Source organism: Ramlibacter ginsenosidimutans, assembly GCF_016654015.1.
In the GTDB taxonomy this organism is placed as follows: domain Bacteria; phylum Pseudomonadota; class Gammaproteobacteria; order Burkholderiales; family Burkholderiaceae_C; genus Ramlibacter; species Ramlibacter ginsenosidimutans.
In genome coordinates this window covers 15793-41943 of the sequence record NZ_JAEPWM010000002.1, presented here as the reverse complement: position 1 = coordinate 41943, position 26151 = coordinate 15793, and the positions used below count along the sequence as shown (strand labels likewise).

26 protein-coding genes are annotated in these 26151 nt (G+C 67.6%); 13 read left to right on the top strand and 13 right to left on the bottom strand.

Translation table 11 applies throughout. The annotated features are described in order from the left end of the window. Nucleotides 1–39: 39 nt before the first annotated feature. Genes yidC through rpmH form a run of 4 tightly spaced genes read right to left on the bottom strand, consistent with a single transcriptional unit; the run spans nucleotide 40 to nucleotide 2663 of the window. The gene (gene yidC / locus JJB11_RS06115; RefSeq protein WP_201167189.1) at nucleotides 40–1767 is read right to left on the bottom strand and encodes a membrane protein insertase YidC; all 1728 of its coding nucleotides are present in this window, start codon (nucleotides 1765–1767) and stop codon (nucleotides 40–42) included. Continuing rightward, nucleotides 1764–2036 (bottom strand): membrane protein insertion efficiency factor YidD, encoded by a 273-nt coding sequence (gene yidD, locus JJB11_RS06110; protein WP_340643135.1) that lies wholly within the window; start codon nucleotides 2034–2036, stop codon nucleotides 1764–1766. The genes yidC and yidD overlap by 4 nt, the downstream gene beginning before the upstream one ends. Beyond that, on the bottom strand, nucleotides 2033–2488 hold the full coding sequence (locus tag JJB11_RS06105; protein WP_201167187.1) for a ribonuclease P protein component: 456 nt from the start codon (nucleotides 2486–2488) through the stop codon (nucleotides 2033–2035). Before JJB11_RS06105 ends, yidD begins: the two co-directional genes overlap by 4 nt. Before the next feature lie 40 nt (nucleotides 2489–2528). Next, the gene (gene rpmH / locus JJB11_RS06100) at nucleotides 2529–2663 is read right to left on the bottom strand and encodes a 50S ribosomal protein L34 (protein WP_145893359.1); all 135 of its coding nucleotides are present in this window, start codon (nucleotides 2661–2663) and stop codon (nucleotides 2529–2531) included. Between the two features lie 181 nt (nucleotides 2664–2844). On the opposite strand from rpmH, the gene dnaA reads away from it, so the two are divergent. The 4 genes from dnaA (at nucleotide 2845) to JJB11_RS06080 (ending at nucleotide 8664) form a co-directional block, all read left to right on the top strand. Continuing rightward, a complete protein-coding gene (gene dnaA, locus JJB11_RS06095) occupies nucleotides 2845–4257 on the top strand; it encodes a chromosomal replication initiator protein DnaA (protein WP_201167184.1) in 1413 nt (470 codons plus the stop codon). A gap of 305 nt (nucleotides 4258–4562) precedes the next feature. Beyond that, nucleotides 4563–5669: a DNA polymerase III subunit beta gene (gene dnaN / locus JJB11_RS06090; protein ID WP_201167183.1), complete on the top strand. Its 1107-nt coding sequence runs from the start codon at nucleotides 4563–4565 to the stop codon at nucleotides 5667–5669. A 168-nt stretch (nucleotides 5670–5837) separates the two neighbouring features. Next, nucleotides 5838–8447: a DNA topoisomerase (ATP-hydrolyzing) subunit B gene (gene gyrB, locus JJB11_RS06085; protein ID WP_201167180.1), complete on the top strand. Its 2610-nt coding sequence runs from the start codon at nucleotides 5838–5840 to the stop codon at nucleotides 8445–8447. A 67-nt stretch (nucleotides 8448–8514) separates the two neighbouring features. Then, entirely contained in the window at nucleotides 8515–8664 is a 150-nt protein-coding gene (locus JJB11_RS06080; protein WP_201167177.1) for a hypothetical protein, read from the top strand. Nucleotides 8665–8706: 42 nt separating this feature from the next. Here JJB11_RS06080 and JJB11_RS06075 read toward each other — a convergent pair whose 3' ends face one another. Genes JJB11_RS06075 through JJB11_RS06055 form a run of 5 tightly spaced genes read right to left on the bottom strand, consistent with a single transcriptional unit; the run spans nucleotide 8707 to nucleotide 14582 of the window. Next, a complete protein-coding gene (locus JJB11_RS06075; RefSeq protein WP_201167174.1) occupies nucleotides 8707–9519 on the bottom strand; it encodes an amidohydrolase family protein in 813 nt (270 codons plus the stop codon). Next, nucleotides 9516–10526: an NAD(P)-dependent oxidoreductase gene (locus tag JJB11_RS06070; protein WP_201167170.1), complete on the bottom strand. Its 1011-nt coding sequence runs from the start codon at nucleotides 10524–10526 to the stop codon at nucleotides 9516–9518. Before JJB11_RS06070 ends, JJB11_RS06075 begins: the two co-directional genes overlap by 4 nt. Beyond that, nucleotides 10523–11617, bottom strand: coding sequence for a LacI family DNA-binding transcriptional regulator (locus JJB11_RS06065; protein ID WP_201167167.1), 1095 nt, complete (start codon nucleotides 11615–11617; stop codon nucleotides 10523–10525). The genes JJB11_RS06070 and JJB11_RS06065 overlap by 4 nt, the downstream gene beginning before the upstream one ends. 24 nt (nucleotides 11618–11641) lie before the next feature. Continuing rightward, entirely contained in the window at nucleotides 11642–13552 is a 1911-nt protein-coding gene (locus JJB11_RS06060) for a TRAP transporter large permease (protein ID WP_201167164.1), read from the bottom strand. A gap of 10 nt (nucleotides 13553–13562) precedes the next feature. Beyond that, nucleotides 13563–14582, bottom strand: coding sequence for a TRAP transporter substrate-binding protein (locus JJB11_RS06055; protein ID WP_201167162.1), 1020 nt, complete (start codon nucleotides 14580–14582; stop codon nucleotides 13563–13565). 107 nt (nucleotides 14583–14689) lie between these two features. Between JJB11_RS06055 and JJB11_RS06050 the strand changes: the two genes are divergently transcribed. Together JJB11_RS06050 and JJB11_RS06045 are read left to right on the top strand one after the other, a co-directional pair. Continuing rightward, on the top strand, nucleotides 14690–14887 hold the full coding sequence (locus JJB11_RS06050) for a hypothetical protein (RefSeq protein WP_201167160.1): 198 nt from the start codon (nucleotides 14690–14692) through the stop codon (nucleotides 14885–14887). Continuing rightward, the gene (locus JJB11_RS06045; RefSeq protein WP_201167158.1) at nucleotides 14871–15083 is read left to right on the top strand and encodes a DUF2188 domain-containing protein; all 213 of its coding nucleotides are present in this window, start codon (nucleotides 14871–14873) and stop codon (nucleotides 15081–15083) included. The genes JJB11_RS06050 and JJB11_RS06045 overlap by 17 nt, the downstream gene beginning before the upstream one ends. A 30-nt stretch (nucleotides 15084–15113) precedes the next feature. Here JJB11_RS06045 and JJB11_RS06040 read toward each other — a convergent pair whose 3' ends face one another. The 4 genes from JJB11_RS06040 to JJB11_RS06025 all read right to left on the bottom strand — a co-directional run bounded on the left by JJB11_RS06040 (nucleotide 15114) and on the right by JJB11_RS06025 (nucleotide 16729). After that, nucleotides 15114–15461, bottom strand: a complete 348-nt coding sequence (locus JJB11_RS06040; RefSeq protein WP_201167156.1) for a hypothetical protein — start codon at nucleotides 15459–15461, stop codon at nucleotides 15114–15116. A gap of 198 nt (nucleotides 15462–15659) precedes the next feature. Then, entirely contained in the window at nucleotides 15660–15938 is a 279-nt protein-coding gene (locus JJB11_RS06035; RefSeq protein WP_201167154.1) for a hypothetical protein, read from the bottom strand. A gap of 15 nt (nucleotides 15939–15953) precedes the next feature. Further along, complete coding sequence (locus tag JJB11_RS06030) at nucleotides 15954–16253, bottom strand: hypothetical protein (protein WP_201167152.1); 300 nt, start codon at nucleotides 16251–16253, stop codon at nucleotides 15954–15956. 5 nt (nucleotides 16254–16258) lie between these two features. Next, nucleotides 16259–16729, bottom strand: a complete 471-nt coding sequence (locus JJB11_RS06025) for a hypothetical protein (protein WP_201167150.1) — start codon at nucleotides 16727–16729, stop codon at nucleotides 16259–16261. A gap of 214 nt (nucleotides 16730–16943) precedes the next feature. On the opposite strand from JJB11_RS06025, the gene JJB11_RS06020 reads away from it, so the two are divergent. From JJB11_RS06020 to JJB11_RS05990, 7 genes are all read left to right on the top strand, one after another. Beyond that, on the top strand, nucleotides 16944–17297 hold the full coding sequence (locus JJB11_RS06020) for a DUF883 family protein (RefSeq protein WP_201167148.1): 354 nt from the start codon (nucleotides 16944–16946) through the stop codon (nucleotides 17295–17297). 332 nt (nucleotides 17298–17629) lie between these two features. Continuing rightward, nucleotides 17630–19324, top strand: coding sequence for a ShlB/FhaC/HecB family hemolysin secretion/activation protein (locus JJB11_RS06015; RefSeq protein ID WP_201167146.1), 1695 nt, complete (start codon nucleotides 17630–17632; stop codon nucleotides 19322–19324). 33 nt (nucleotides 19325–19357) lie between these two features. Then, on the top strand, nucleotides 19358–22237 hold the full coding sequence (locus tag JJB11_RS06010; protein WP_201167144.1) for a two-partner secretion domain-containing protein: 2880 nt from the start codon (nucleotides 19358–19360) through the stop codon (nucleotides 22235–22237). Nucleotides 22238–22247: 10 nt separating this feature from the next. After that, nucleotides 22248–22703, top strand: coding sequence for a FecR family protein (locus JJB11_RS06005; RefSeq protein ID WP_201167142.1), 456 nt, complete (start codon nucleotides 22248–22250; stop codon nucleotides 22701–22703). A 20-nt stretch (nucleotides 22704–22723) separates the two neighbouring features. Beyond that, nucleotides 22724–23110: a hypothetical protein gene (locus JJB11_RS06000; RefSeq protein ID WP_201167139.1), complete on the top strand. Its 387-nt coding sequence runs from the start codon at nucleotides 22724–22726 to the stop codon at nucleotides 23108–23110. Between the two features lie 70 nt (nucleotides 23111–23180). Next, nucleotides 23181–23885, top strand: coding sequence for a hypothetical protein (locus JJB11_RS05995; protein WP_201167137.1), 705 nt, complete (start codon nucleotides 23181–23183; stop codon nucleotides 23883–23885). Between the two features lie 269 nt (nucleotides 23886–24154). Beyond that, a complete protein-coding gene (locus JJB11_RS05990; RefSeq protein ID WP_201167135.1) occupies nucleotides 24155–26149 on the top strand; it encodes a DNA/RNA helicase domain-containing protein in 1995 nt (664 codons plus the stop codon). Nucleotides 26150–26151 lie beyond the last annotated feature (2 nt).

The window sequence follows — 26151 nt, the reverse complement described above, 5'->3', positions numbered from 1 at the left end:
ATGCCTGGCGTCCCCGCCTGCGCGGGAACGACAGTGCCGCTACTTCTTGTCGTTCGCAGCCGCCGCGCCGAACTTCGGCAGGTTGAACTGCGGCGGCACGCCCATGCGGGTGTTGATCAGCCACTGCTGCGCGATCGACAGGCAGTTGTTGGTGATCCAGTACAGCACCAGGCCGGCCGGGAAGAAGAAGAACATCACCGCGAACACCAGCGGCATGATCCACATCATCTTGGCCTGCATCGGGTCCGGCGGCACCGGGTTCAGCGCCGTCTGCAGCAGCGTGGTCAGCGTCATGATGGCCGGCAGGATGAAGTAGGGGTCCTGCACCGACAGGTCCTTGATCCACAGGATCCAGGGCGCGCCGCGCATCTCCACCGAGGACAGCAGCACCCAGTACAGCGCGATGAACACGGGGATCTGGATCATGATGGGGAAGCAGCCGCCCAGCGGGTTGACCTTCTCCTCCTTGTAGATGCGCATCATCTCCTGCTGCATCTGCTGCGGGTTGTCCTTGAAGCGCTCCCGCATGGCCATGACCTTGGGGTTGATGGCCTTCATCTTGGCCATGCTCTCGTAGCCCTTGGCCTGCAGCCAGTAGAAGGCCACCTTGATCAGCAGCACCAGCGCCATGATCGACCAGCCCCAGTTGCCGATGAAGCCGTGCAGCGCCGACAGCAGCCAGTACAGCGGCTTGGCGATGATCGCCAGCCAGCCGTAGTCCTTGACCAGTTCCAGGCCCGGGGCGATCTGCTCCAGCCGCTTTTCCTCTTCGGGGCCGGAGTAGAACTTCGAGGTGACCGTGGTGGTCGCGCCGGGCGCGACGCTCACCGGCGTGATCATGCCGACGGCATACAGGTTGTCGGAGACCTTGCGCACGAAGTTCTCGCGCTTCACGCCGTCCGGCAGGATCCAGGCGCTGGCGAAGTAGTGCTGCACCATGGCGACGTAGCCGCCGGTGGACTCCTTGTCGATGTCCGCCTTGTCGTTGTCGACGTCCTTGAAATTGATCTTGTGGAACTTCTTGTCCGGCGTGTAGACCGCCGGCCCGGTGAAGGTCGAATAGAACGACGACTCGCCCGGCAGCTTGTTGCCGTCGCGGACCAGCTGTTCGTACAGCTGCGCGTTCACCGGCGCGCCCGTGGTGTTGACCACCTGCTGGTCCACCTGCATCACGTAGTTGCCGCGCTTGAGCGTGAAGGTCTTCACCAGCTTCAGCCCGCCCTGCTCCGGCGACTCGAACTTCGCCACCACGCTGTCCGAGCCTTCCTTCAGCGAGCGGTCGCCGCTGAAAGTCATCACCGTCTTGTGGTTGGGGAAGTTGCCGCCGATCAGGCCCGTCTGCGCGACGTACACGCGCTCGGGGTTCTCGTTCATCAGCACGAAGGGCTCGCCGGTCTTGTCGCCCGCGTACTTCAGCAGTTCGGTGCGGATGATGGTGCCGCCTTCGGTGTCGAAGGTGACGCGCATCAGGTCGTTGCTGATGGTGATCTGCTCGCGCGGCACGGCGGCCGCGGGCGAGGCAGCCGACGCGGGCGCAGGCACGGCGCCCGGCGAGGCGGCGACCGGGGACTGCGGCACCATGGCGACGCCGCTCGCGGCGGACGCGTTCGCGCTGGCGGCCGGCGACGGCGCCTTGGCGGTCACGGCGGGCTTGGCCCCGGGGAAGAAGGTGGCGGGCTTGCCGTTGTAGACCTGCCATTGGTCCCAGAGCATCACCAGGGAGAAGCCGAAGATCACCCAGAGGATGGTGCGGCGGATGTCGGTCATGGAGTTTTCTTCTGTTGTTGGAGCGCGCTGCCCCAGCGCGTAAACAGGCGCGGGGGCGTGGCGGGCACGGGATCATGCCCGCCCGCGCACCAGGGATGGCAGCGGCCGATGCGAGCGGCCGTGAGGTAGGCGCCGGCGGCGGCACCGTGCCGCTCGAGCGCCTCGAGGGAATAGGCGGAGCAGGAGGGCGTGAAGCGGCAGGCCGACCCGATCCAGGGCGACAGCAGCAGGCGGTAGCCCTTCACCAGGGCGATCAGCACGCGCTTCACGACTTCGCCTTTTCGAACAGCTGCAGCAGTTCCCCGCGCACGCTTTGCTTCAGCGTGTCGGACCAGGCGCTGGGGAAATCCTTGCGGGCGAACTCCATCCGCAGCCGCACCACGTGGGCGGCCGCGGGCAGGCGCGACTCGAAGGCTGCGCTCACGGCGTAGATCTGCCGCTTGATGCCGTTGCGGGTGACGGCCCGCTTCGCCCAGCGCTTGGGCACCACCGCGCCGATCCAGGCTTGCGACTGGTCGGCAAACAGCGCCCGGGGTGCCGCGGACCCGCGGCCGTCGCTCGATGCCGCAGCCGAGCCTGCATCGGCGGGCTGCTCCATCGAAGGGCCGGGGAGGGTGGACGCGTCGAGTGCTGCACGGTGCAGCACGAAGTGCGGCGTCCGGGAGACGGTGCCGCCTGCCATCGCTGCCTCGTACTGTGCCCGGGTCTTCAGCCGCTGCACGTCGGCAGGCGCAGGCTGCGCTTGCGTTCAGGCAGCCGGCTCAGGCAGCCAGGCGCTTGCGGCCCTTGGCGCGGCGAGCGTTGATCACGGCGCGGCCGCCACGGGTCTTCATGCGGACCAGGAAGCCGTGCGTACGCGCGCGGCGCACTTTGGAAGGTTGGTAGGTGCGTTTCATGTTGCTTCTCGGGGAAACCCGGCATTATCCTCAAAACCGGCAACCCGGACAAGCAAGCGGGTTGTCAAGCCCGCCGGGATTGACCCTTGAGGCAGCTTCGCCCGTGGTGTGGATAAGGTGTTCAGCAACTAGAATGCGCCGTTTCGCGCGACAAAACTAATCCACAGGAGCGACGGGGCACATGAGCGAGGGGCAACACAGCAGGCTGGCGACCGCGTCCAGCCTGGACGCAGGGGACAGCCTATGGCAGGCCTGCGTCGACCAGCTGGCACAGGACCTCCCCGAGCAGCAGTTCAACACCTGGATCAAGCCGCTGTCGGCCCAGGTCTCGGAGAACTTTTCCAAGGTCACGCTGTTCGTGGCCAACCGGTTCAAACTCGACTGGGTCCGGGCCCAGTACGCAGGGCGCATCGCCGCCGTGCTGGAGAAGCTTTACGGCCAGCCGGTGCAGCTTGAGTTGGCCATCACTCCGCGGGAAAGCGGTGTCAGGACTTATTCTGCGCCCGCCGTCGCGGCCAATGCGCCGGTCGCGGAAGCGCCCGAGCCGGAAGAGGAAATCGCCCCCGGCGGCTTCAAGAGCCGGCTCAACACGGCGCTGACTTTCGACACGCTGGTGGAGGGCACGGCCAACCGCATGGCGCGGGCCGCCGCCATGCACGTGTCGGGCACGCCGGGCCAGCTTTACAACCCGCTCTTCATCTACGGCGGGGTCGGCCTGGGCAAGACCCACCTGGTGCACGCGGTGGGCAACAAGCTGCTGGCGGACAAGCCCAATTCCAAGGTTCTCTACATCCACGCCGAGCAGTTCGTCTCGGATGTGGTCAAAGCCTACCAGCGCAAGACTTTCGACGAGTTCAAGGAGCGCTACCACTCCCTGGACCTGCTCCTGATCGACGACGTCCAGTTCTTCGCCAACAAGGACCGCACGCAGGAAGAATTCTTCAACGCCTTCGAAGCCCTGCTGGCCAAGAAGAGCCACATCGTGATGACCTCGGACACCTATCCCAAGGGCCTGACGGACATCCACGAGCGGCTGGTCTCGCGCTTCGACTCGGGCCTCACGGTGGCCATCGAGCCGCCGGAGCTGGAGATGCGCGTGGCCATCCTGATCAACAAGGCGCGTGCCGAAGGCACCGAGATGCCCGAGGAAGTCGCCTTCTTCGTGGCCAAGAACGTGCGCTCCAACGTGCGCGAGCTCGAAGGGGCGCTGCGCAAGATCCTGGCGTATTCGCGCTTCAACCTGAAGGAAATCTCGATCGCGCTGGCCCGCGAGGCCCTGCGCGACCTGCTGTCGATCCAGAACCGGCAGATCAGCGTGGAGAACATCCAGAAGACGGTGGCCGACTACTACAAGATCAAGGTCGCCGACATGTACAGCAAGAAGCGCCCGGCCTCGATCGCCCGTCCGCGCCAGATCGCGATGTACCTGGCCAAGGAGCTGACCCAGAAAAGCCTGCCCGAGATCGGCGAGCTGTTCGGCGGCCGCGACCACACCACGGTGCTGCATGCGGTGCGCAAGATCTCCGGCGAGCGCCAGCAGCTGACCGAATTGAACCAGCAGCTGCACGTGCTGGAGCAGACGCTCAAGGGGTGAGGGCGGTTGAGCGGTCTCCCCGAGGCGGGGTTCTGGGGTTCGCCGCGCCGGGCCGGCTGCTGGGGTTCGCTGCGCTCACCGCCAGCCTACGAAACCGGGTGTTGGTGTCCGCCGCCCCGTCGGCTGGTGTGCGCTGCCCCCGCAGGCTGGCGGTGAGCGCAAGCGAACCCCAGCTTCCCTCGCGAGCCAGGGCCGCACGAAAACAGCCCTCCCCCCGCCCGGGAACTGCCCGCGAAATCAGCGAAAATGGCGGTTGAGCCGCCCCGGTTGCGCCGTACCTATTAGAGAGAAGAGAAGAGGAAGACATGATCGTCCTGAAGGCAACGCAAGAAAAACTGCTCTCGGTCCTCCAGTCGGTGGCGGGGATCGTCGAGAAGCGGCATACGTTGCCCATCCTGGCCAACGTGCTGGTGCGCAAGACCGGCGGCAACGTGCAGTTCACCACCAGCGACCTCGAGATCCAGATCCGCACCACCGCCGACCTCGACGGCGACGCCGGCAGCTACACGACCACCGTGGGCGCCCGCAAGCTGATCGACATCCTGCGCACCATGCCCAGCGACCAGACGGTCAGCATCGAGTCGAACCAGAACAAGCTGATCTTGAAGGGCGGCAAGAGCAAGTTCACGCTGCAGACGCTGCCGGCCGAAGACTTCCCGCTGGTGCAGGAAGCCCCGAGCTTCGGCCCGAAGTTCAACGTGCCGCAGAAGGCGCTGAAGGACCTGCTGAACCAGGTCTCCTTCGCCATGGCGGTGCACGACATCCGTTATTACCTGAACGGCATCCTGTTCGTCGCCGAAGGCAAGCAGCTCTCCCTGGTGGCCACCGACGGCCACCGCCTGGCCTTCGCCTCCGCGCTGCTCGACGTCGAAGTGCCGCGCCAGGAAGTGATCCTGCCGCGCAAGACCGTGCTGGAGCTGCAGCGGCTGCTGTCCGACGCCGAAGGCGCCATCGAGATGCAGTTCGCCAACAACCAGGCCAAGTTCGCGTTCGGCGGCATGGAGTTCGTGACCAAGCTGGTCGAGGGCAAGTTCCCCGACTACAACCGCGTCATCCCCAAGAACCACAAGAACTCGGTGACGCTGGGACGCGCGCCGCTGCTGGCCAGCCTGCAGCGCACCGCCATCCTGACCAGCGAGAAGTTCAAGGGCGTGCGCCTGAACCTCGAGCCCGGCACGCTCAAGGTCGCAAGCAACAACGCCGAACAGGAAGAGGCGACCGACGAACTCGACATCGACTACGGCGGCGACGCCATCGAGATCGGCTTCAACGTCACCTACCTGATCGACGCCCTGGCCAACATGGACCAGGACATGGTGAAGATCGAGCTGGCGGACGCCAACAGCTCCGCGCTGCTCACCATCCCCGAGAACGCGAGCTTCAAGTACGTCGTGATGCCGATGCGCATCTGACGCCGGCGCGCCCCTGTGGCGTGCCTTCGTAGGCTGGCGGCGAGCGACAGCGAACCCCGGCGATGCGCGAAAGCGCTGGGGTTCGCGATGCTCACCCCCAGCTTACGAAAACAGGGAGCCCGCCGCCGAAGCGGGTTCCGCGCTTCGAGAGTTTGAGAAAAGCAGGTCATGGCCCAAGATCACATCAACCCCCTCCCGCCCGAAGACACGAATGGCACGACGCCCGCGGTCCCGCCCGCCGGCGCCGGTGACTACGGCGCCAGCTCCATCCAGATCCTGGAAGGCCTGGAGGCGGTGCGCAAGCGTCCGGGCATGTACATCGGCGACACCAGCGACGGCACGGGCCTGCACCACCTGGTGTTCGAGGTGGTCGACAACTCCATCGACGAGGCGCTGGCCGGCCACTGCGACGACATCGTCGTCACCATCCACACCGACAACTCGATCAGCGTCACCGACAACGGCCGCGGCATCCCCACCGGCATCAAGTGGGACGACAAGCACGAGCCCAAGCGCTCCGCCACCGAGATCGCGCTGACCGAGCTGCATGCGGGCGGCAAGTTCAACCAGAACAGCTACAAGGTCTCGGGCGGCCTGCACGGCGTGGGCGTGAGCTGCGTGAACGCGCTGTCGTCCATGCTGCGCGTGGTGGTGCGGCGCGATGGCAAGGTGCACGAGCTGGAGTTCAGCCGGGGCTTCATCGTCAAGAGCGGCGAGGTGCACGAGGAAGCCGGCCCCAACGGCGAAAAGGCGCTCATCCGCCCGATGCGCATCGTCGGCGACACCGACAAGCGCGGCACCGAGGTGCACTTCCTGCCGGACACCACGATCTTCATCGAGAACGCCGACTTCCACTACGAGATCCTGGCCAAGCGCCTGCGCGAACTCTCGTTCCTGAACAACGGCGTGCGCATCCGCCTGCTGGACGAGCGCACCGGCAAGGAGGACGACTTCGCCGGCGCCGGCGGCGTCAAGGGCTTCGTCGACTTCGTCAACAAGGGCAAGCAGGTGCTGCACCCGAACGCGTTCAACGCGATCGGCGAGAAGATGAGCGACCAGGGCACCATGATCGGCGTCGAAGTCGCGATGCAGTGGAACAGCGGCTACAACGAGCAGGTCCTCTGCTTCACCAACAACATCCCGCAGCGCGACGGCGGCACGCACCTGACGGGGCTGCGCGCGGCGATGACGCGGGTGATCAACAAGTACATCGACGACAACGAGCTGGCCAAGAAGGCCAAGGTCGAGATCTCCGGCGAGGACATGCGCGAAGGCCTCACCTGCATCCTGAGCGTGAAGGTGCCCGAACCCAAGTTCTCCAGCCAGACCAAGGACAAGCTGGTCTCCAGCGAAGTGCGCGGCCCGGTGGAAGACGTGGTGGCCAACAAGCTGAACGACTTCCTGCAGGAGCGGCCCACCGACGCCAAGATCATCGTCGGCAAGATCGTCGAAGCGGCGCGCGCGCGCGAAGCCGCCCGCAAGGCCCGCGAGATGACGCGCCGCAAGGGCGTGCTCGACGGCATGGGCCTGCCCGGCAAGCTGGCGGACTGCCAGGAGAAGGACCCGGCGCTGTGCGAGATCTACATCGTGGAGGGCGACTCCGCCGGCGGCAGCGCCAAGCAGGGCCGCGACCGGAAGTTCCAGGCCATCCTGCCGCTGCGCGGCAAGATCCTGAACGTGGAGAAGGCGCGCTACGAGAAGCTGCTGACCTCCAATGAAATCGTCACGCTGATCACCGCGCTGGGCACCGGCATCGGCAAGGCGGCGGTGGAAAGCGGCAAGAGCGGCGTCGACGATTTCGACGTCGCCAAGCTGCGCTACCACCGCATCATCATCATGACCGACGCCGACGTGGACGGCGCGCACATCCGCACGCTGCTGCTCACGTTCTTCTACCGCCAGATGCCCGAGCTGGTGGAGCGCGGCCACATCTACATCGCGCAGCCCCCGCTGTACAAGGTGAAGAGCGGCAAGGAGGAGCTGTACCTGAAGGACGGCCACGAGCTCGATGGCTACCTGCTGCGCATCGCCCTGCATGGCGCCAGGGTGGAAACCGGCGGCGCCGACAACCGCGTGATCGAAGGCGACACGCTGGCCGAACTGGCGCGCAAGCACCAGGTCGCCGAAAACGTGATCACGCGCCTGTCCGGTTTCATGGACTCCGAGGCCCTGCGTGCCATCGCCGACGGCGTGGTGCTGAACCTGGACACCGTCACCGAAGCCGAAGCCAGCGCGATCAAGCTGCAGGCCAAGCTGCAGGAGATCGACCGCCTGACCAATGCCGCCCCGGCCGAAGTGGCGGGCGAGTTCGACGCGCGCAGCGACAAGCCCATCCTGCGCATCAGCCGCCGGCATCACGGCAACATCAAGTCCAGCGTGATCACGCAGGACTTCGTGCACGGCGCCGACTACAAGGCCCTGGCCGAAGCGGCCGACACCTTCCGCGGCCTGCTGGGCGAGGGCGCGCTGGTCAAGCGCGGCGAAGGCGAGAAGGCCAAGGAGGAGAAGGTCTCCGACTTCCGCACCGCGATGAAGTGGCTGATCTCCGAAGCCGAGCGCACCACGAGCCGGCAGCGCTACAAGGGCCTGGGCGAGATGAACCCCGAGCAGCTGTGGGAAACCACCATGGACCCGAACGTGCGCCGCCTGCTGCGCGTGCAGATCGACGATGCGATCGAGGCGGACCGGGTGTTCACGATGCTGATGGGCGATGAGGTGGAACCGCGGCGCGACTTCATCGAGTCGAACGCGCTGCGGGCGGCGAACATCGATGTCTGAAGCAGACGGCGCCACCATCCGTACACGGCGTCGAACCGTGCGCGGACCGTGGGAAAAGCACCTGACCATGGCACTGGTCCTGCTGGCCATTGCCTTCAGCGTGTACGTTTTTTGGAGCCACCTCGCGGGTTCCGCGCTCACGGCGGTGGCGCTGTTCGTCGCGCTGAAGCCCCTGTTCCGCAAGGCACGCCGCGTCAAGGACAAGGCCGAGGACTAGCCCAGGCGCAGCGCTGGTGGTTTCGGTCGTCGCCCTGATCGCTCAGAACCCGTAGAGCGCAGCCGGGTTGTCCACCAGGATGCGGCGCTGCGCAGACTCGGCGCCCATCAGGCCACGGGCCCACTCCAGCAAGTCCCCATCTGAGGGCCGCGGCAGCACGTTCGGATGCGGCCAGTTGCTGGCCCACAGGCCGCGCTCCGGGTGCGCACGCGCGAGTTCGCGCACCAGCGCCGCGACATCGGCATAGTGCGGCGGGCCGCTGCGCGAACTCTCGTACGGCGCAGACAACTTGATCCAGCAATGGCCCGCATCGAGCAGCCGCCGCAGGCTGGCGAATGCTTCATCGGCGACGGTCACGGGGCCGAGAAACTTCGCCACGTGATCGATCACCAGCCGGCCGGGCAGTTGGCGCAGCCGCTGTTCGTGCTCGGGCAAGGTGCGGCCATCGAGCTGCAGGTTGATGTGCCAGCCCAGGGGCGCGATCCGCGCGGCCGTCTCCTCCAGGCCATCCCAGGGCAGCACGCCACCCGGCAGCATCATGTAGCGCACTCCGCGAATGCCCGCGGCATGCAGCCGATGGAGTTCGGCCTCCGGCGTGTCCGGACGGATCACCGCGACGCCACGTGCGCCCGCGCCGAGTTCGGCGATGGCTGCCAGCGTGCAGCGGTTGTCGAATCCGTAGCCCGTCGGCTGCACGACGACGACGCGGCCGATGCCCAGCGCACGCTGCACTTCGCGGTAGGCACTCGCCGGTGCGTGCGGCGGCTGGAAGGTGGCTGTCGGTGCGAGCGGATAGCCCGGCTCGTACACGTGCACGTGGCAGTCGCAAGCCTCGGACCAGTCGGTCGTTGTCATGCAAGCTTCCCGGCCTGGGCACGCCAGCGCTGCAGGCGCAGCGCGTGCTCGGGATTCACCACGCCGCGCGGCATCGTTCCGCGCTGCAGTTGCTCCAGTTGCGTCACCGTCTCCAGCGCCTGGTGTTCGATCGCAGGCACCGTGAGTCCGCCGATGTGCGGGGTGGCGATGACCAGCGGGTGACGCGCGAGTGCGGGTGACGGCATCTGGTCGGGGGCGCGGCCGACGTCGAGCGCGCAACCGGCGAGGTGGCCGCTGTCCAGCGCCGCCAGCAGCGCGGCCTCGTCCACCAGCTCGCCGCGCGCGGCATTGATGAAGAAGCTGCCCTTCTTCATGGCGCCGAAGGTCTCGGCGTTCATCAGGTTGGCGGTCCGCGCGTTCGCGGGCGCCAGGCACACCACGAAGTCGGACTGCTCCAGCAGCGCCGCCAGCGCGGCCTGCTGCAGGCCGTCGCGCGCGGGCACAGTCTCGGGCGTGTTCACGAGCACCTGCATGCCCAGTGCGATGCCCAGGCTCGCGAGGTCGGACCCGATCTGTCCATGGCCGATGACGCCGAGCGTGGCGCCGCGCAGTTGCCGGCCCATGACGGGCACCGCGCTGCCATTCGCGTGGTATTCGGCAGCGTAGCGGGTGATGCCGCGCGCCAGGTCCACCATCACGCCGACGATCCACTCGCTCACGGCCGCGACGAAGCCGGCCGAAGCCTGAGTGACCAGCACGCCATGTTCGCTCGCGGCGGCGACGTCCACCGTGCGGATGTCCACGGCGCAGCGGATGAAGGCGGCCAGCTGCGGCAGTCCGGCGAACAAGGCGCGCGGTCCTGGCGTCTGCCGGTAGGCGATCAGGGCGTCGCAGCCCTGGGCCGCGGCTATCAGTTCCGCGGTGTCCAGCTCGCGCGGCTGCGGGTTGAGCCGGACCTCGGCGATGGAACGCAGCTGCTGCAGCGCGCGCGGCCCGAAATACTGGTCCAGCCGGTTGCTGGGGTGGCTCACGTAGACCACGGTCATGGGGCTGTCTTTTCCTCGTCGTTCGTTGCCTTGGCGGCGCGTTGCCGCGCAGGCGGCGCCGCCACGGATTCGCGTTGCACCAGGCGTTCGGGCGCGAACACCTGGTCGATCTGCGTGGTGTCGTTCGGGGCTTCGGGCTGCATCGCGCGGTCGACCATTGCCCGCGTCATCTCGGGGACGGGCAGTTGCACGGTCGACAGGGCGGGGTTGCTCAGCGCGCCGAGATAGATGCCGTCCATGCCGACCACCGAAATATCGCGTGGCACTTCCAGCCCGGCTTCGCGCAGGCCAGCCATGAGGCCGATGGCCATCAGGTCGTTGAGTGCGACGACGCCCGTGGGCCGCGGATCCATCGCGGCCAGCCGTTGCGCGGTGGCGCGGCCGACTTCCGCGATCATCGCGTCGCCGTATTCGTCGAGCGCGCCGCCATCCAGCACCTCGGCCTCGCCGCGCAGCCCCGCTTCCTCGGCAGCGGCATGGAAGCCGTCGATCTTGGCGCTGCGGCTCATCGTCATGCCGGCCACTGTCGCGAAAGCGAGGCGGCGGTGGCCACGCTCCACCAGGTGCCGCGTGGCCAGCCTCGCGGCCTCGAAGTTGTCCGGCATCACGTGCCACACGCGTGATCGCTTGCCGGGCGTGGCGCCGCGGTCGTAGCTCACGACCGCCATGCCGCGTTCCACTGCCGACTCGAAGTGGCGTTCGTCGGCGAGCGACGAGATCACGATGACACGGCGCACGCCGTGCGCGAGCAGGTCGTCGAAGAAGGCCTGCTCCTTCTGGCGGTCGCGATAGGTGCTGCCGATCAGGAGCCGGTAGCCGTACTGCTGCTGCGCGTAAGCCTCGATCTCGCGCGCCATGTAGCCGTACATGGGGTTCGTGAGCGATGGCACCAGCAGCCCGAGCAGCGGCGTCTGGCCGGTCTTGAGCTGCTGCGCGAGCTTGCTGGGACGGAACTGCAGCGCCGCGATCGCGGCCTGCACGCGCGCCAGCGTCTCCGGCCGCATGCGGTCCGTCCGGCCGTTCAGGACGTTCGACACCGTGCTCACCGACACGCCGGCGTGGCGGGCGACATCCTGGATCGTCGTGCTCATGGCGTTCTTTCCTCGGGCACCGACCTACAGCCCCAGGCGCGTCGGCAGCCAGAGCGAAAACGCGGGCACGAGCACCAGCAGGATCAGCGTGGCGGCGAGCACCGCCAGGTACTTCAGCATCGGCCGTGCCACGTGCTTCACCTGCGTGCCGGTCATGGCGCAGGTGGCGAACAGGCCCAGGCCGATCGGCGGCGCGAACAGGCCCAGGCCCATCGCGATCACCATGACGGTGCCGAAGTGCAGCGGGTTGATGCCCAGCTGCGCCGCGATCGGCGTCAGCAGCGGCCCGAAGATGATCAGCGCCGGCGCGCCTTCCAGCACGGCGCCGAACACCACCATCATCAGCACCGCCAGCAACATGAACATGGTGCTGCCCCAGTGCTGGGCGAAGGCGATCATCGACGACGACACCAGCTGCGGGATCTGCTCGATGGTCAGTGCGAACGACAGGCTGGAGGCCGCGGCGACGATGAACAGGATGCTGCCCGCCATGGAGGCCGACTTCACGAACAGCTGCGCGATGCCCCTGACGCTCAATTCGCGGAACGCGAGGCTGCCTGCGACCAGCGCATAGATCACCGCGAACGCCGAGACCTCGGTGGACGTGGCCACGCCGGAGGTCACGCCCTTGCCGATCATGGCGACCATCAGCACGGCCACCAGCGCGCCGCCCAGCAGGCGCAGCAGCGGCCGGCGATGCGGGAAGGCCTCGTCCGGATCGATCTTGCGACCCACGATCACCGCCAGGGCGGCGAGCGACAGCGCCATCACGGCGGCGGGCAGCAGGCCCGCCATGAACAGGCCCGCGATCGAGAGGTTGGCCACGAAGCCCATGATGATCATGTTCACGCAGGGCGGGATCGTCTCGGCCATCACGGCGCTGGCCGCCAGCAGGCCGGCCGCTTCGTTCGGGTCCTGCCGGGTGCGGCGGACCGCAGGCATCACGATGCCGCCCACGGCGGCCACGTCGGCCAGCTTGGAACCCGACACGCCGGAGAAGAAGGCGGTGGCCGTGATCGTGATCAGGCCCATGCCGCCGCGCACGCGGCCGAACACGCGCAGCAGCAGTTCGATCAGCCGCGACGACATGCCGTTGCTCTCCATGAGCAGGCCGGCCAGCACGAAGAAGGGAATCGCCAGCAGCACGAAATGGTCGCTGCCGGCCATCACCTGCTGCGAGTACACCATCAGCGGCAGCGTGGGGTCGGCCAGGAAGTACAGCAACGACGCGAACGCGAGCACGAAGCCGATCGGCACGCCGGCCACCAGGCCGAACACGAAGGCGCCGAGCAGCATCAGCCCGTGCGGCACGGCCGCGCCAGGCACGAAGGCGTTCCACGCGTAGATGGCGCCCAGCACGGCGAGGCTGGCGACCAGCGTTCCGATCACGCGCCGCGCCGGCGCATTCAGCGCGTTGGCCAGGCCGAACAGCGTCATGAACAGGCTGCCGATGACGACGGGGTACACGTACAGGTATTGCGGCAGGCCCAGCGAAGTCGTCTGTTCGAACGAATCCACCAGCAGCATCAGCGACGACACGCACAGGCTGCCGGCCACGCCCGCGATGATCCAGTGCCCGATCTGCACCAGGGCCGGCTGCCAGCTGGCGGGCAGCCATTGGCGGAACAGGTCGATCCCCACGTGCTGGCTGCGAGCGAGCGTCGTCGCGGCGCCCAGGAAGACCAGCACGATCATGAGCGCGCGCGCAATCTCCTCGGCCCAGTCCACCGGGTCGTGCAGGAAGTAGCGGTAGATCACCGACACGAACACCACCATCACGTCGATGGCCAGCACCGCGCCGGACAGGTATTCGGTCCAGCGGGTCAGGCGGGCCAGCCAGCGACCCGGCTGGCTCTCGTGGGCGAATCCCCACCCCGGCGCGGAGCCATGCAGCGCCGTGGTGGTCGCGTCGTCGGTGGGAAGCACGGCAGCCATCCTTCAGCCCTCAGGCGGCGCGGATCTTGGCGATGCTGTCGAACATCGGCGCCGTCGCGGGGTACTGCCTGGCGAAGTCGGCCCACAGGCGCGACTGCATTTCCTTGCGGACGGTGGAGCGGTCGGCCGCGGACATCGGGAAGAAGGTCATGCCCTTCGTCTTGAGTTCGGCAATGGCGCTGTTCGCCTTCTCGTTGGCGATCACGCGCTCCTGTTGCGTGCTCTCGGCCACGGCCTTGAGGAACGCCGGGCGTAGCGACGCGGGGATCCTCTCCATGCTGCGCCGGCCGATCACCACGATCATCGGGCTGAACAGGTGCTCGGTCTGCCAGCACGACTTCGTCACTTCATTGAGCTTGCTGGCCAGCACGGTGCCGGCGTCGTGCTCGAAGCCCTCGACCACGCCCGTCTGCGCCGACATGTACAGCTCGCCGAAGGGAATGGGCGTGGGGATCGCGCCCATGATCTTGAAGGTCTCGATGAACGCGGGCGTGGGCAGCACGCGCAGCTTCACGCCCTTGATCTCGGCGAGCGTCTTGATCTGCTGCTTCGTGTAGACGTTGCGCGGGCCGAAGTGCGATGCCCAGGTCAGGATCGTGCAGCCCGCGCGCTTTTGCAGCATGTCGTTGAACGTGGCACCCACCGGGCCTTCCATGGCCTTGGCCACCTGCGCGTAGCTGTCGAACATGTAGCCCAGGTCCAGCATGCCGATCTCCGGCAGCACCGTAGCCCAGATCGACGAGCCGGTGACCATCATGTCGATGGAGCCGACCTTCACCTGCTGCACCACGTCGCTTTCCTTGCCCAGCTGGTTGTTGGGGAAGTAGTCGAGACGCACCGCGTCGCCGACCGCCGCCTTCAGGTTCGCCTGCATGCGCTGGTACCAGACGTAGTGCGCCGCGTTCTCGTCCGCCGTCATCGAAGACGAAAAGCGCAGCGCTACCGGCGCCTGGGCGTGCGCCAGGAACGCGGGCGCGCTCAGCGCGGCGGCCCCGGTGGATTGCAGGAAACGGCGGCGGGAGAAGGTCATGGTTTTGTCTCCGGATGTGCAGCCTTGGGCCGCGGTGTATCGATTTACTGAACCGATTTAGTGTATCGATACAGCGCGGCCTGCCTCCTAGGGGTTACCCGCGGCTGATGGTCGACGCGTCCTGCGAGGCCGCGGGCGATGAAGCGCTGCGTCGGCGCGGCTTGACCCACGTCAACGCGCACGAGTCGCGTCGCATCAGCATGAAGCGCATGAACGACATCGTTCTCGACCCGCTGCTCAGTGAAGCCATCGAGGCCGGCTATCCGGTCACCTTGATGCCGCGCAGCCATGCCCTGGACCGCTGATCGCTATCCGCCGGCGATGCGGCACCTGCCACCGCCGGTGCGCGCCAAGGCTGTGGAGATCGCGAACGCCGTGCTCGCCGAGGATGGCGACGAAGGCAAGGCGATCCGCGTCGGCATCGCGAGGGCGAAGGAGTGGGCCTTGCGCCACCTCGGGCAGGACGCGCTGGACGCTCCGTTCCGCTGGGAAGAGGAGTGAGTGCGGCCGCGAACCGGCTTCTCTTTTCCGCTACTTGTTTGCCGCCGTCTTCGTTGCGTCCGCGGGCGCGGCGTCCTTCTTGCCGGCAGCCGCCGCTTTCCTGCTCTTGTCCTGCAGCACTGCGTCCGCCAGTGACTTCGGCGCCTGCTGCCGTTCGCTCGCGCTATTGCAGTACACGCCCTCGCCCGACACGACCATCGTCGCTCCGCTCCCGAACTTCGCCGGCACGGTATCGCCGATCTGCTCCGACAGGTTCACCGGCGACGTGGAGCTTCGCTGCAGCACGGTGCCGTTCGCCTTGTAGACGGTGTAGCAGGTGGCTTGCGCCATGCCACTCACCAGCGTTGCGCCGAGCAGCAGCCATGCCTTGGGGTTCATGGTTCTTCCTCCTGGAAGGTGGAGGATTGCGGCGATGCCGCTGCGCGTCAATGAAATGGTCGCGCGGCGGACACGCCCGCGCTCACGAGAAGACGAAGTGCGCCTGGCGACAGACACGCGGCGGCAGGCCGCAACCGATTGCTACCGGCGCGGGCCTGGCTTCATGCACGCGAGTCGCTACGGGGCATCACCGAAAGCTCACTTCGGCGCGTTCGCGGTGCGGATCGCGGCGTGCGTGCGCTCGTCACTCTCTGTCAATGTGCGCAGAGCGGCCATGGCGGCGGTGGAACGCGAATGCGCCGCCTCGACCGAGCGCATGGCCAGGACGCGCAGCGCCTTGCCCGCGGCATTGGGGCTCACCACGGCGCCTGCAGCCGCCAGGGCTTCACCCTCCTCGCGCAGGGCTGCATCGAGGAAGCTGCGCGCAGCGGCGATGGTCGCGGGAAGGGGTGCGGCGAAAAGAGGATTGGGAATCATGGGGTGGACCTCGCATCAGCTGGGATGGCCTTCACCGGCTTCATGGGCCGGCACCGGCGGGCGAGCGACCGTCCTGGAGACGGCCGCGTGCACGGCCTTCTGTTCCGCGTCGCTGAGCGCCTGCTGCGCACCGGGCGGCCGCAAGGGACCGACGAAGGTCCCGCTCAGGTCCGCCAGCGCGTCCTCGTCCGCGCGGCCGGTGAACCGCACCGTGAGCACGTCGTCACCGGCGATCTCGACCACCTGCGGCCGAGAGCCGATGGCGTCGAGGTACCAGTAGAAGCCGGCACCGGTCACTTCGTGCGCGTTGAACATGAGGGCTACCGGGCTGGCGCAGCGGCAGGCGCCTGCGGTGCCGCCGCGGCCGCCGGCGTGGTGACTGTCATTTCGCTCATCGTCCCGCCGGCCGCTGCGCTGCCGGTCGTGGTGCCTTGCCCCTGCACACGCTCCGTGCAGGCCGCGCGGTCGGCGCTCGGCAGGCCTTCGCAACGCTGCAGTGCATTGCGCGCGTCGGGCGCCTCGCCCGCGCCGAGCGCATGGTGCTTCGCCTCCTCGTAGGCGGCGCCCGCCTCCTTGAGGCAGGTGGCGCGGGCCTGGTTGGACTGGCCCGTCATGCACACGGCGCGCTCCTGCTCGTAGCGCTTCTGCGCGCCGGCCGCCGCGGTGGTGCCTGCGCCCGCGATGGACACGCAGGCCACGGTGGCTCCCAGCAGCAGGACCTGGCAAGCAAGCTGGATGCGCCGGCCCGAAGCCGCCGCGATGTGCGTGGTGCGCGTGTGAAGTGTGGTCATGGGCCAGCTTGAGGCCGCTGAGGCGCCTTGTCTGTGCGGCGGCGTACGCAGCGGATGCAGGCGCAGACGCTCCTCGGCTGTCCGACGGGCCGCACGCGCAGCTCCGTGCGTTGCCGTACCGACGCAACGGCGGTCACCGGCCCACACTGCAGGCAGGAACCGATTGCGGCCCACCGCGGTCGGCTTGCCCGCACCAGAACGAACAGGACTCCCCATGACCGACACCACCCGCACGCCCAACGGCACACGCATGACCGATGCCGCGCAGGACGCGCTCGCGGCGACCGCGCAAGTGATCGACAGCAGCAGGCAACTCGCCAGCAAGACGGCAGGCCGCATCGGCGAGACCGCACGCGACTTGCGCGACAGCGCTGCGGACTACGCACGCACGAGCGCAGCTTCCATCGGCGACGTCGCCGACGTGGCACAGCGGCGCGCAGGGCAGTTTGCGCGAGCGACCCGCCAGCGCGTGGAAGCCGCACCGCTGAAGGCGGTGCTGATCGCCGCTGCCGCCGGCGCCGCCGTCGCAGTGGTCATTGGGCTCTTCAGCCGCCGCGACGCGGACTGACGCGAGCTTCGCGCCGAGCGGCGCGAGCACCCGCCTGGCAAGCAGCCGGGAGGCCATCGTGGCCTGCCGGCGCGCGCTCTTGCAGCGGCACGCCATATAGGCCCTTCCTCGTACACGGCCCGGTACTGACGGAGACGCCGGTCCGCGGGCCCTCGTGCTTCCGGCGCGATCCGTGAACTACGCCCGCTCCCATCCCGCAGCGGCAACGTACAGCGCTCACATTCTGCAACGTCCAGTGATGAGTTGACGTACCATCCGCGCCGCACTGAACATGGCGTGGAGTCGCTCTTGCGTGTCTTGTTCAGCCGATAGGCCGGACAAGAACACGAAGAATGCGCGTGAGCCTGCAAACAACAACGAGACACCTGGCCCGTCGCGGCCGCAACGCACTCCTGGCCTTCGCGGCCGCCGCGGCTGTCGCTGCAGCCCCTGCGGCGCTTGCCGCGAGCGGGGACGTGCACTTCGACATCACCCGCTTCCAGGTCGAAGGCAACACGCTGCTGCCCGCGCGCGAGATCGACCGGCGCCTCGCCGCGCTCGCCGGCACCGGCCGCAGCTATGGCGACATCCAGGCAGCGGTGGAGGCCTTGCAGGACGCCTACCGCCAGGCCGGCTACACCACCGTTATCGTCTCGCTGCCGGAACAGGAGCTCACCGGCGGCGTGGTGCGCATCCAGGTCACCGAGGCCGTGATCGGCTCGGTCACCGTCACGGGCAACGCGCACTTCGACACCGCCAACATCCGCGCCAGCCTGCCGGCGCTGCAGGAGGGCCAGCCGCCGCGGCTGCGCGCGATCTCGGAGGCCCTGCAGCTCGCCAACGAGAACCCGTCCAAGCAGGCCTCCGTAACGCTGGCCGAAGGCGCCACGCCAGGCACCGTCGACGCGAAGATCGCAGTCGACGACACACGGCCGTTGCGCGTAATCGCCACCCTGGACAACACGGGCACGTCGGCCAGCGGCCTCTGGCGCACGGGCGTCGCCGTGCAGCACGCCAACCTGTTCGGCCGCGACCACGTGGGCACGCTGGCCTACACCACCGCGCCCGACAAGCCCCAGGGCGTGCGCACCGATCTCTATTCGCTCGGCTACCGCATCCCGTTCTACGGCATCGGCGACAGCCTGGACTTCATCTACGGCCGCTCGAACACCAACACCCCGGCCTCCGCACCCACGCTCGGCGGCGTGCTGGGCTTCACGGGCAAGGGCGACGTGACGGCGCTGCGCTGGAACCACTTCCTCGGCCGCGAAGGCGAGCGCTCGGCCAAGCTGGTGCTGGGCCTCACGCACAAGAACATCGACTCGCGCTGCAGCGTGGGCGGCGTGCCGGTCAGCATCGACGGGCCCACGCCGCCGATCGCCTCCTGCGTGCCTTACCAGACCACGCCTATCAGCATCACCTACGCAGCGCAGCGCGAGGGCCTGACGCAGACGCTCGCCTACAGCGCGAGCCTCGCGCACAACATCGCGAGCGGCAGCCGCTACACCAACGTCGACGGCCGCAGCGACCGTTATTCCTATCTCACCTCCGGCAACCGCGACACGATCGATGACTTCACGGTGGTGAGCGGCGCCGCCGCCTTCAGCCACGCGCTGCCCGCCGGCTGGCAGGCGCGCCTGGCGGGCAGCGCGCAGTACAGCCATGTGCCGCTGGTGGCCAGCGAGCAGTTCGCGCTGACCGGCGCGGGCCTGGTGCGCGGCTTCGACGAGCGCGCGGTGGCAGCCGACAGCGGCATCGTGCTCAACGCGGAGGTCTACACGCCGGAGCTCGCGCCGCGCGCCGGCTTCGCCGGCCAGTGGCGGCTGCTCGCCTTCGTCGATGCGGGCCACGGCAGCAACGAGCGCGCCGACGGCAGCGCGGTGCCGCACACCGTGAACGTCTCCAGCGCGGGCTTCGGCACCCGCTACGCGTGGACGCGCGCCTTCGACCTCCGACTGGACGTCGCCCGCGTGTTCGACGCGGGCACGTCCGTCACCGAGCAGCGCGGCGACTGGCGCGCGCATTTCCTGGCCGTGCTGTCGTACTGACGCGCAAGCCGCGAGCAGAAAAGGACCCCACCGATGCGCCGCTTCCGACTCCGCCATCTCCCCTTCGCCGTCGCCGCGCTGTGCGCGGCCATGAGCCCGCCGCTGCGCGCGCAGGTCGCCTCGGGTGCGCTGCCAACGGGATGGAACGTCACCGGCGGCAGCGCCGCGATCTCCCGCAACGGCAGCACGCTCAACATCGTGCAGGGCACGCAGCAGGCGATCGTCAACTTCCAGAGCTTCAATGTCGGCTCGGGCGCGGTGGTGGACATCCGCCAGCCCGGCACGCAGTCCGCTCTGTTGGCGCGCACGGTGGGCGGCGGTGTATCGCAGATCGACGGGCAGATCAAGGCCAACGGCGCGCTGTGGCTGATCAACCCGGCGGGCATCATGGTGGGAAGCGGCGCCCGCATCGATGTAGGCCGCTTCGTGGCCAGCACGCTCAACGTGAGCGACAGCGACTTCCTGGCCGGCCGGCTCACCTTTGGCTCCGGCGGCACGGCGGGCGAGGTCCGCAACGACGGCACCATCAACGCGGCCAGCGGCGGCAGCATCTACCTGGTGGCGCCCAGCGTCACCAACACCGGCACGCTGCATGCGCCGGGCGGCGAAGTGCTGCTGGCCGCCGGCCAGAACGTGCAGCTGATGGACACCGGCACCCCGGGCGTGTCGGTCGAGATCACCGGCACGCGTGGCGAAGCGAAGAACCTCGGACGCATCGTCGCCGAAGCCGGGCGCATCGGTTTGGCCGCGGGCCTGGTGAGCAACAGCGGCGCGATCCATGCGGACAGCGTCGTGAGCGAAGGCGGACGCGTGTTCCTGCGCGCCTCCGGTGACCTGCAGACCACGGCAGCCTCGGACATCAGTGCGAGCGGCACGAAAGGCGGACGGGTCGAGCTGATCGCCGACGGCGCGGCGAAGATCGATGGCCGGGTCGCCGCGACCGGCAGCGCAGGCGCCGGTGGTTATGTCGACACGTCGGGGCGCAGTGCGCTGGACGTCGTCAACGTGCCGCTCGTGGGCCGCGGCGGCGAGTGGCACATCGACCCCTACGACATCGAGATCGTGGCCTCGGGCACCAATGCCGCGACAGGCACCAGCGCCATCGTATCCACCGGAGCCGGCGCGCAGGTGGGCGCCGACACCATCACCGCGCAGCTCGATGCGGGCGTCAACGTGAGCATCACCACCGGCACGGGCAACCCGGCCACCGACCTCACGCACGGCGACATCACGGTGTCCGCGGCGATCGCCAAGACCGGCAGCGTGGACTCGGCGCTGACGCTGAACGCCAACAACAACATCGTCATCAACGCGCCGATCACCAGCGCCAACAGCGCACTCGCGCTCAACTTGAACAGCAACCGCCAGGACGACTACATCGGTGTCGACCACACGGTGCAGCTCAATGCGAACCTGGGCCTGCACGGCGGCGTGCTCACCGTGTCCGAGGGCTCGACGGGCAACGGCAACGGCGCCATCACGATCAATGCCGGCACCACCTCGCTCGACTTCGCCACCTCCGCGATCAACGCGGCCACCGTCAACGTCTGGACCGGCGGCACGCTGGCCCTCGGCCGCGCGGGATCGGCGTTGTCGGGAGCGCTGAACAACGACGGCCTGGTGACGGTCGCCGGCACGGGCACCGCGGTGCTGGACCACGGTGGCACCCATGGCGGCAGCTTCGACGTGGCCGCGGGCTCCACGCTGTCCATGTCCGGCGGGCACAACTTCGCCGGCGGCGCCGCCTTCACCGGCACGGGCACGGTGGAGTGGGCCGGCGCCATGGGCCTGGCCGTGCCGGTGGTGTTCGGCGCCGCCGGCCCCGCGCTGGTGCTGCACGATGTGAACCTGTCGAACCGCGACGGCGGCCTGCTCACGACGCAGGGGGCGGTGGCCATCGATGGCCAGGTCACCGTGTCCGACCTGATGGCGTGGAACAACGCCGGCACCGTGAGCGTAGGCCCCGGCAGCACGGCGGCCGTGCTGTTGCAGGGCACCGGCAGCTTCGACAACCAGGCGGGCGGCACGGTGCGCATCGACCAGGGCCTGCTGGACGCGACCTTCGACGCGGCGCACGCGAACAACGGCGCCATCGTGCTGGCGAACGGCGGCACGCTGCGCAGCGCGGCCGCCGACATCTACAACAACGGCAACATCAGCGGCAGCGGTGTGCTGGCGCTGGGCGGGGGCAGCGGCGCGCTGGCGCTGGGCAGCGCCACCGGCGGCACGCTGTTCAACAACGGCAGGGTCGCACCGGGCACGAGCGCCGCGGTGGGCACCCTGTCCGTGCAGGGCAACTACAACCAGGGCAGCGCCGGCACGCTCGCCATCAAGCTGGCCGGGCTGGGCGCGGGCCATTTCGACCTGCTGGACATCGACGGCTCCGCACAGCTCGCGGGCACGGTGCAACTGCAGGCCATGCCGGGCTTCGCGGCGGCGAACGCGGCGTTCGCGGACTTCGTCGTGGCGCGCGGAGGCGGCAACGGCGGCGCCTTCGGCCAGGTGAGCACGGCCCCGATCGCGACGGGGAGCGGCGTGACCACGCTGTCCGTCGGCTACGCGGCATCGGCCACGGCCGCGGCGCGCGTGACGGCGAGCGTCGTGCCGGCAGCGCCGGCGCCTTCCGCCGACATCTGCACCATCGCGCCCAATTCCGCGCTGTGCCAGGTGCTGACGCCGCCGATCAATACGCCCGTGCAGCTGGCGACCAACACCGTCATCCGGAACGTCAACCTGATTGCGCCCAGCACGTACGTGGTGCCACCTGGCCTGCACCAGGACCCGTCCACCACGCCCCCGGACAACAAGGGGAGCGACGCGACGCAGCCTGCCGGCGGCAAGAGCGGGGCCAAGGACAAGGACCAGGCGGTGGGGGCCACGGACAAGGGCACCAAGAAGATGTACTGCAACTGAGGAGAACGCCATGCCCGCCCAACGACTCCTCCTCCTTCCGCTCGCGGCCTGGCTGCTGGCGACGCCGGCGGCCTACGCGCAGGCCGTGGGCTCCGTCACCACGCTGACCGGCATGCTCGTCTCCACGGGCGCCGACGGCGCCACCCGCGTGCTGGCCGTGCACTCGCAGGTGCGCGAGGGCGACACGCTCTCCACCCAGCGCGACACGTATGCGCGCGTGGTCTTCAAGGACGACGCCGAAGTGGTGCTGCAACCCGGGACCACGCTGGTGGTGACGCGCTACGCCTACGACCCCGCGCAGCCGCGCCAGGACAAAGTGGAACTCACGCTGGCGCAGGGCGGCCTGCGCAGTACCGCCGGCAAGATCGCGCAACGCAGCGCCCAAGCCACCGTCATCACCACGCCCGCGGGCGTGCTGCAGGGAGGCGCCAGCATGGTCGTGTCCCTGCAGCCGCCGCGCCCCTGATGGCCGAAGGAGGAACCCGCATGAAGAAGCCGCTCATTGCCCTGTTGACCGGACTGCCGTGCGCGCTGGCGCTGGCGCAGGTGCCGGGCCCGCGTGTGCCGATCGCGCCGCCTCCGATCGTGACGCCCGGCGGGCCGTCGGGCGCAGCGCCGACACGGCCGCCAGGGCTGTATGTGCAGGTGCTGGACGGAGTGATTCACGTCAGCAACTCGGGTGGGTCGCAGGCGTTCGCTGCGGGGCAGTTCGGGTACACGCCGGGTACGACCCAGCCGCCGGTGGTGGTGCCGAGCAATCCGGGGCTGGTGTTCACGCCGCCGCCGGTGTTCGGTTCGGGTGGGGGTGGGGGGCCCGTGGGTCCGGCGTCGCCCGGAGGGAAGAGTGGGGCGGTGGATTGCGAAGTCCGATAGGGAGCTGGCGAGAGCTGCGGCGAGGTCGCGCTGGTCAACGCGGCAAAAGCGATACGAGGAGACGTTGTCGATGCATGTCGACCTTACAGGTTTGAGCGCGCTTGGCGGAGCTGGAAGCGCCTTCATTGCTGCGATTAGCTACTGGTGGAAGACGGCGCACGAGCGGCGGCGCGCCACTCGGACAGCTCTGTTCTATTTGCTTGAACTACACCACGTTCTATCCCGGGTTCGCAGCGCATCAAGTTGGCTGAAATCCAATCTTGGTCCTTCGCTCAAGGGATCCCTTCATTCCCGCGGCATAGAGTTGAACGAGGAGGAGTTCGCTGCGTCTTTGAGCGAAGCTATTCCCGCGTTCGAGCAGTTCGGGCGCCTGCAGATCGAAAATAGCGTTGCGGGGATCTCAGAGGGCTTAAGCAGGTCCTTGGTCGACCTCGCCAAGGAAGATCCCCTCTTGGCATTCCGATTGCGGGGCCGAGACCAACTTCTCCTCATGCCGCAGCAGCTGAATGATTTCGTTTCCCGCCGCGCCGCCGAAGCGTCCGCACCTAGCTCTGACTCGTCTAACTGGTCGGGTCCGGAGGAGTTCTTCTCCAATGTGAGCCTGGAAGAACTTGAGAATGCGATTCGAGCGACCGCCTCGCGGTGCGATCTCTCCACACGCATTCGAACTCGGGCACTCCTGCGATCCGCGGCGGAGCAGTTGGGGGGAATTGACGCAGTAGCGAAACGGGTGACGGACGAATTCGCCGCATCAGTAGCGGCGAAGAAGGTCTGAAGTACTCCCCTTGATGCGCGGCCCCCCGGTCCCTATGTCATTGTGACCGTTGAGTAGATCGCGCGGACTGCCACCGCGGCGCCAGTCCCGAGCTTGGCACCATGCAACAGCTAAGCGATACGCGTTAAGGCCGACGGCCGCGCTCCGCACAGCCGAAGGGACTAGGCAACGTCGCTTGACGAAGTACCCATCCGACCGCTACAAGCATTGGAACGTATGGACCCTGCAGCGTTCGACATACGTGCTATTTAATACTGCACCTCACACTGATGACTGACGCAATTCGCGGTTGGGACGCAACCTTCTGCCGATTCACGCAAGAAGAACTTTCGTCAATCGTCGGCGCACTTGCCAGCAAGTTTGCCGAAGCGGGCGACGCTCAGGTGCGGGCATGGAAGGACTCCATCCCTCGTCTGCAGTCGGAAGTGCAGGAGCTCACCGACAGTGATTCCTCCACTGGTGCATACACGGCTGTCCTGGAGTACCAGCTTCCACTTGAATACCGCCGCGCGGATGCAGTCTTCCTGTTGCGCGATGCAGTTGTTGTCATTGAGTTGAAGGGCAAGACCTCTCCGAACGAAGCGGATTTGGATCAAGCGCAGGCTTACGCGCGAGACCTGCGCGCTTACCATGCAGAATGCGGCGACCGCCCGGTGCATGCGGTTCTCGTTCCCACCCGCGCCAACGGGTCACGGAAATATACGGCTGGCGTGTACGTGTGCCCACCGATGGAGCTCGATCAGCTCCTGCGCGACTTGGATGTTCCCTCATCTACTCCAATCCAAGCCGAGCGCTTCCTCTCGCAGGAGGCGTACCGGCCTCTGCCCACGCTTGTTAAAGCAGCACGTGAGTTGTTTACGAAGGGGACTCTTCGGCACGTAAAGCGTGCGTCCGCGGCGACGGAGCCCGCGACAGAGTGCGTACTGCAGTTGACGCGCCAAGCGGCCCAAATGCGTCGGCGCAAACTGATCCTGCTTTCAGGAGTACCGGGCGCCGGAAAGACACTGGTTGGCCTCCGCCTTGTGCATTCGCATGAGATCGACGAGTGGGCGATTGCGCGCGGTGATGCGAAGCCTACAGCGCCAGCCGTCTTCCTTTCAGGTAATGGGCCGTTGGTAGAGGTCCTCAGCTACGAACTCCGTGACGCGGGTGGCAACGGAAAGACCTTTGTACGAGGTGTGAAGCAGTACGTCGAGCGGTATCTGTCTCGCCCGAACCTCGTGCCGTCTGAGCACGTACTGGTGTACGACGAGGCACAGAGGGCCTACGACGCCGCTATGGTGGCCGAAAAGCATGGGGGCTCTGCGGTCGCCAAATCAGAACCGGAGTTGTTTATCGAGTTCGCCGAACGTGTGCCCGAGTGGTGCGTCGTGGTCGCGCTCGTAGGCACGGGCCAGGAGATTCACACCGGCGAAGAGGCAGGCATTGGGCAATGGGCTGACGCCATCCGGGCGAGCGCCCAAAGAGGCGAGTGGGACATTCATGGCCCGGCGTGGGCCGCTGATGCGTTCGCAGGTCTGACGTTCACCAAGCACGACCAGCTCAATCTTGATAAGAGCCTGCGTTCGCATCTTTCCCATGAGGCACACCGGCTCGTCGCGGGGATCGTGGCGCTAGACGTGTCAGGCGAGTTCCAGTCCCCGCTGGCTGTGGCCGAAGGCCGGCCCGACTATCTCCCTGAGACGGTGAGCAAGACTGCAGCACTTCAGGCGCTTGCGGCCACGATCGTTGCTCAGGGGCACCAGCTGAAGATCACGCGAGATCTCGCTCGCGCCAAGCAGTACATGAAGGACAGGTACGCAGGCGATCCACTTGCGCGATACGGACTGGTGGCATCGAGTCGTGACCGCTCGCTTGCTCAGTTCGGCGTACCGAATGACTTCCAAAGTACGAAGCGTTCGAAATTTGGACCTTGGTACGGCGACGGCGAAGATGCTCCGGGTGGCTTGTCCTGCAGACACTTAACGCAGTGCGTCACCGAGTTCGGGGCCCAAGGCCTCGAACTAGATGGCGCGATCCTAGCCTGGGGCACGGACTTCCTGCGAAAGGACGGACGCTGGTCCAATGAGCGTGCGAGTCGATACAAGCGCGGAGGGGCACCTGTGCACAACCCGATGCAGCTCCGAGCAAACGCATACCGCGTGCTCCTCACGCGTGCGCGTGACGGCACCGTGGTGTTCGTACCGCCACTGCCCGAGTTGGACGAGACCTTCCATTACCTGAAGACATGCGGCTTCCACGAGCTGAGTGCCCTACCAGGGTGAGT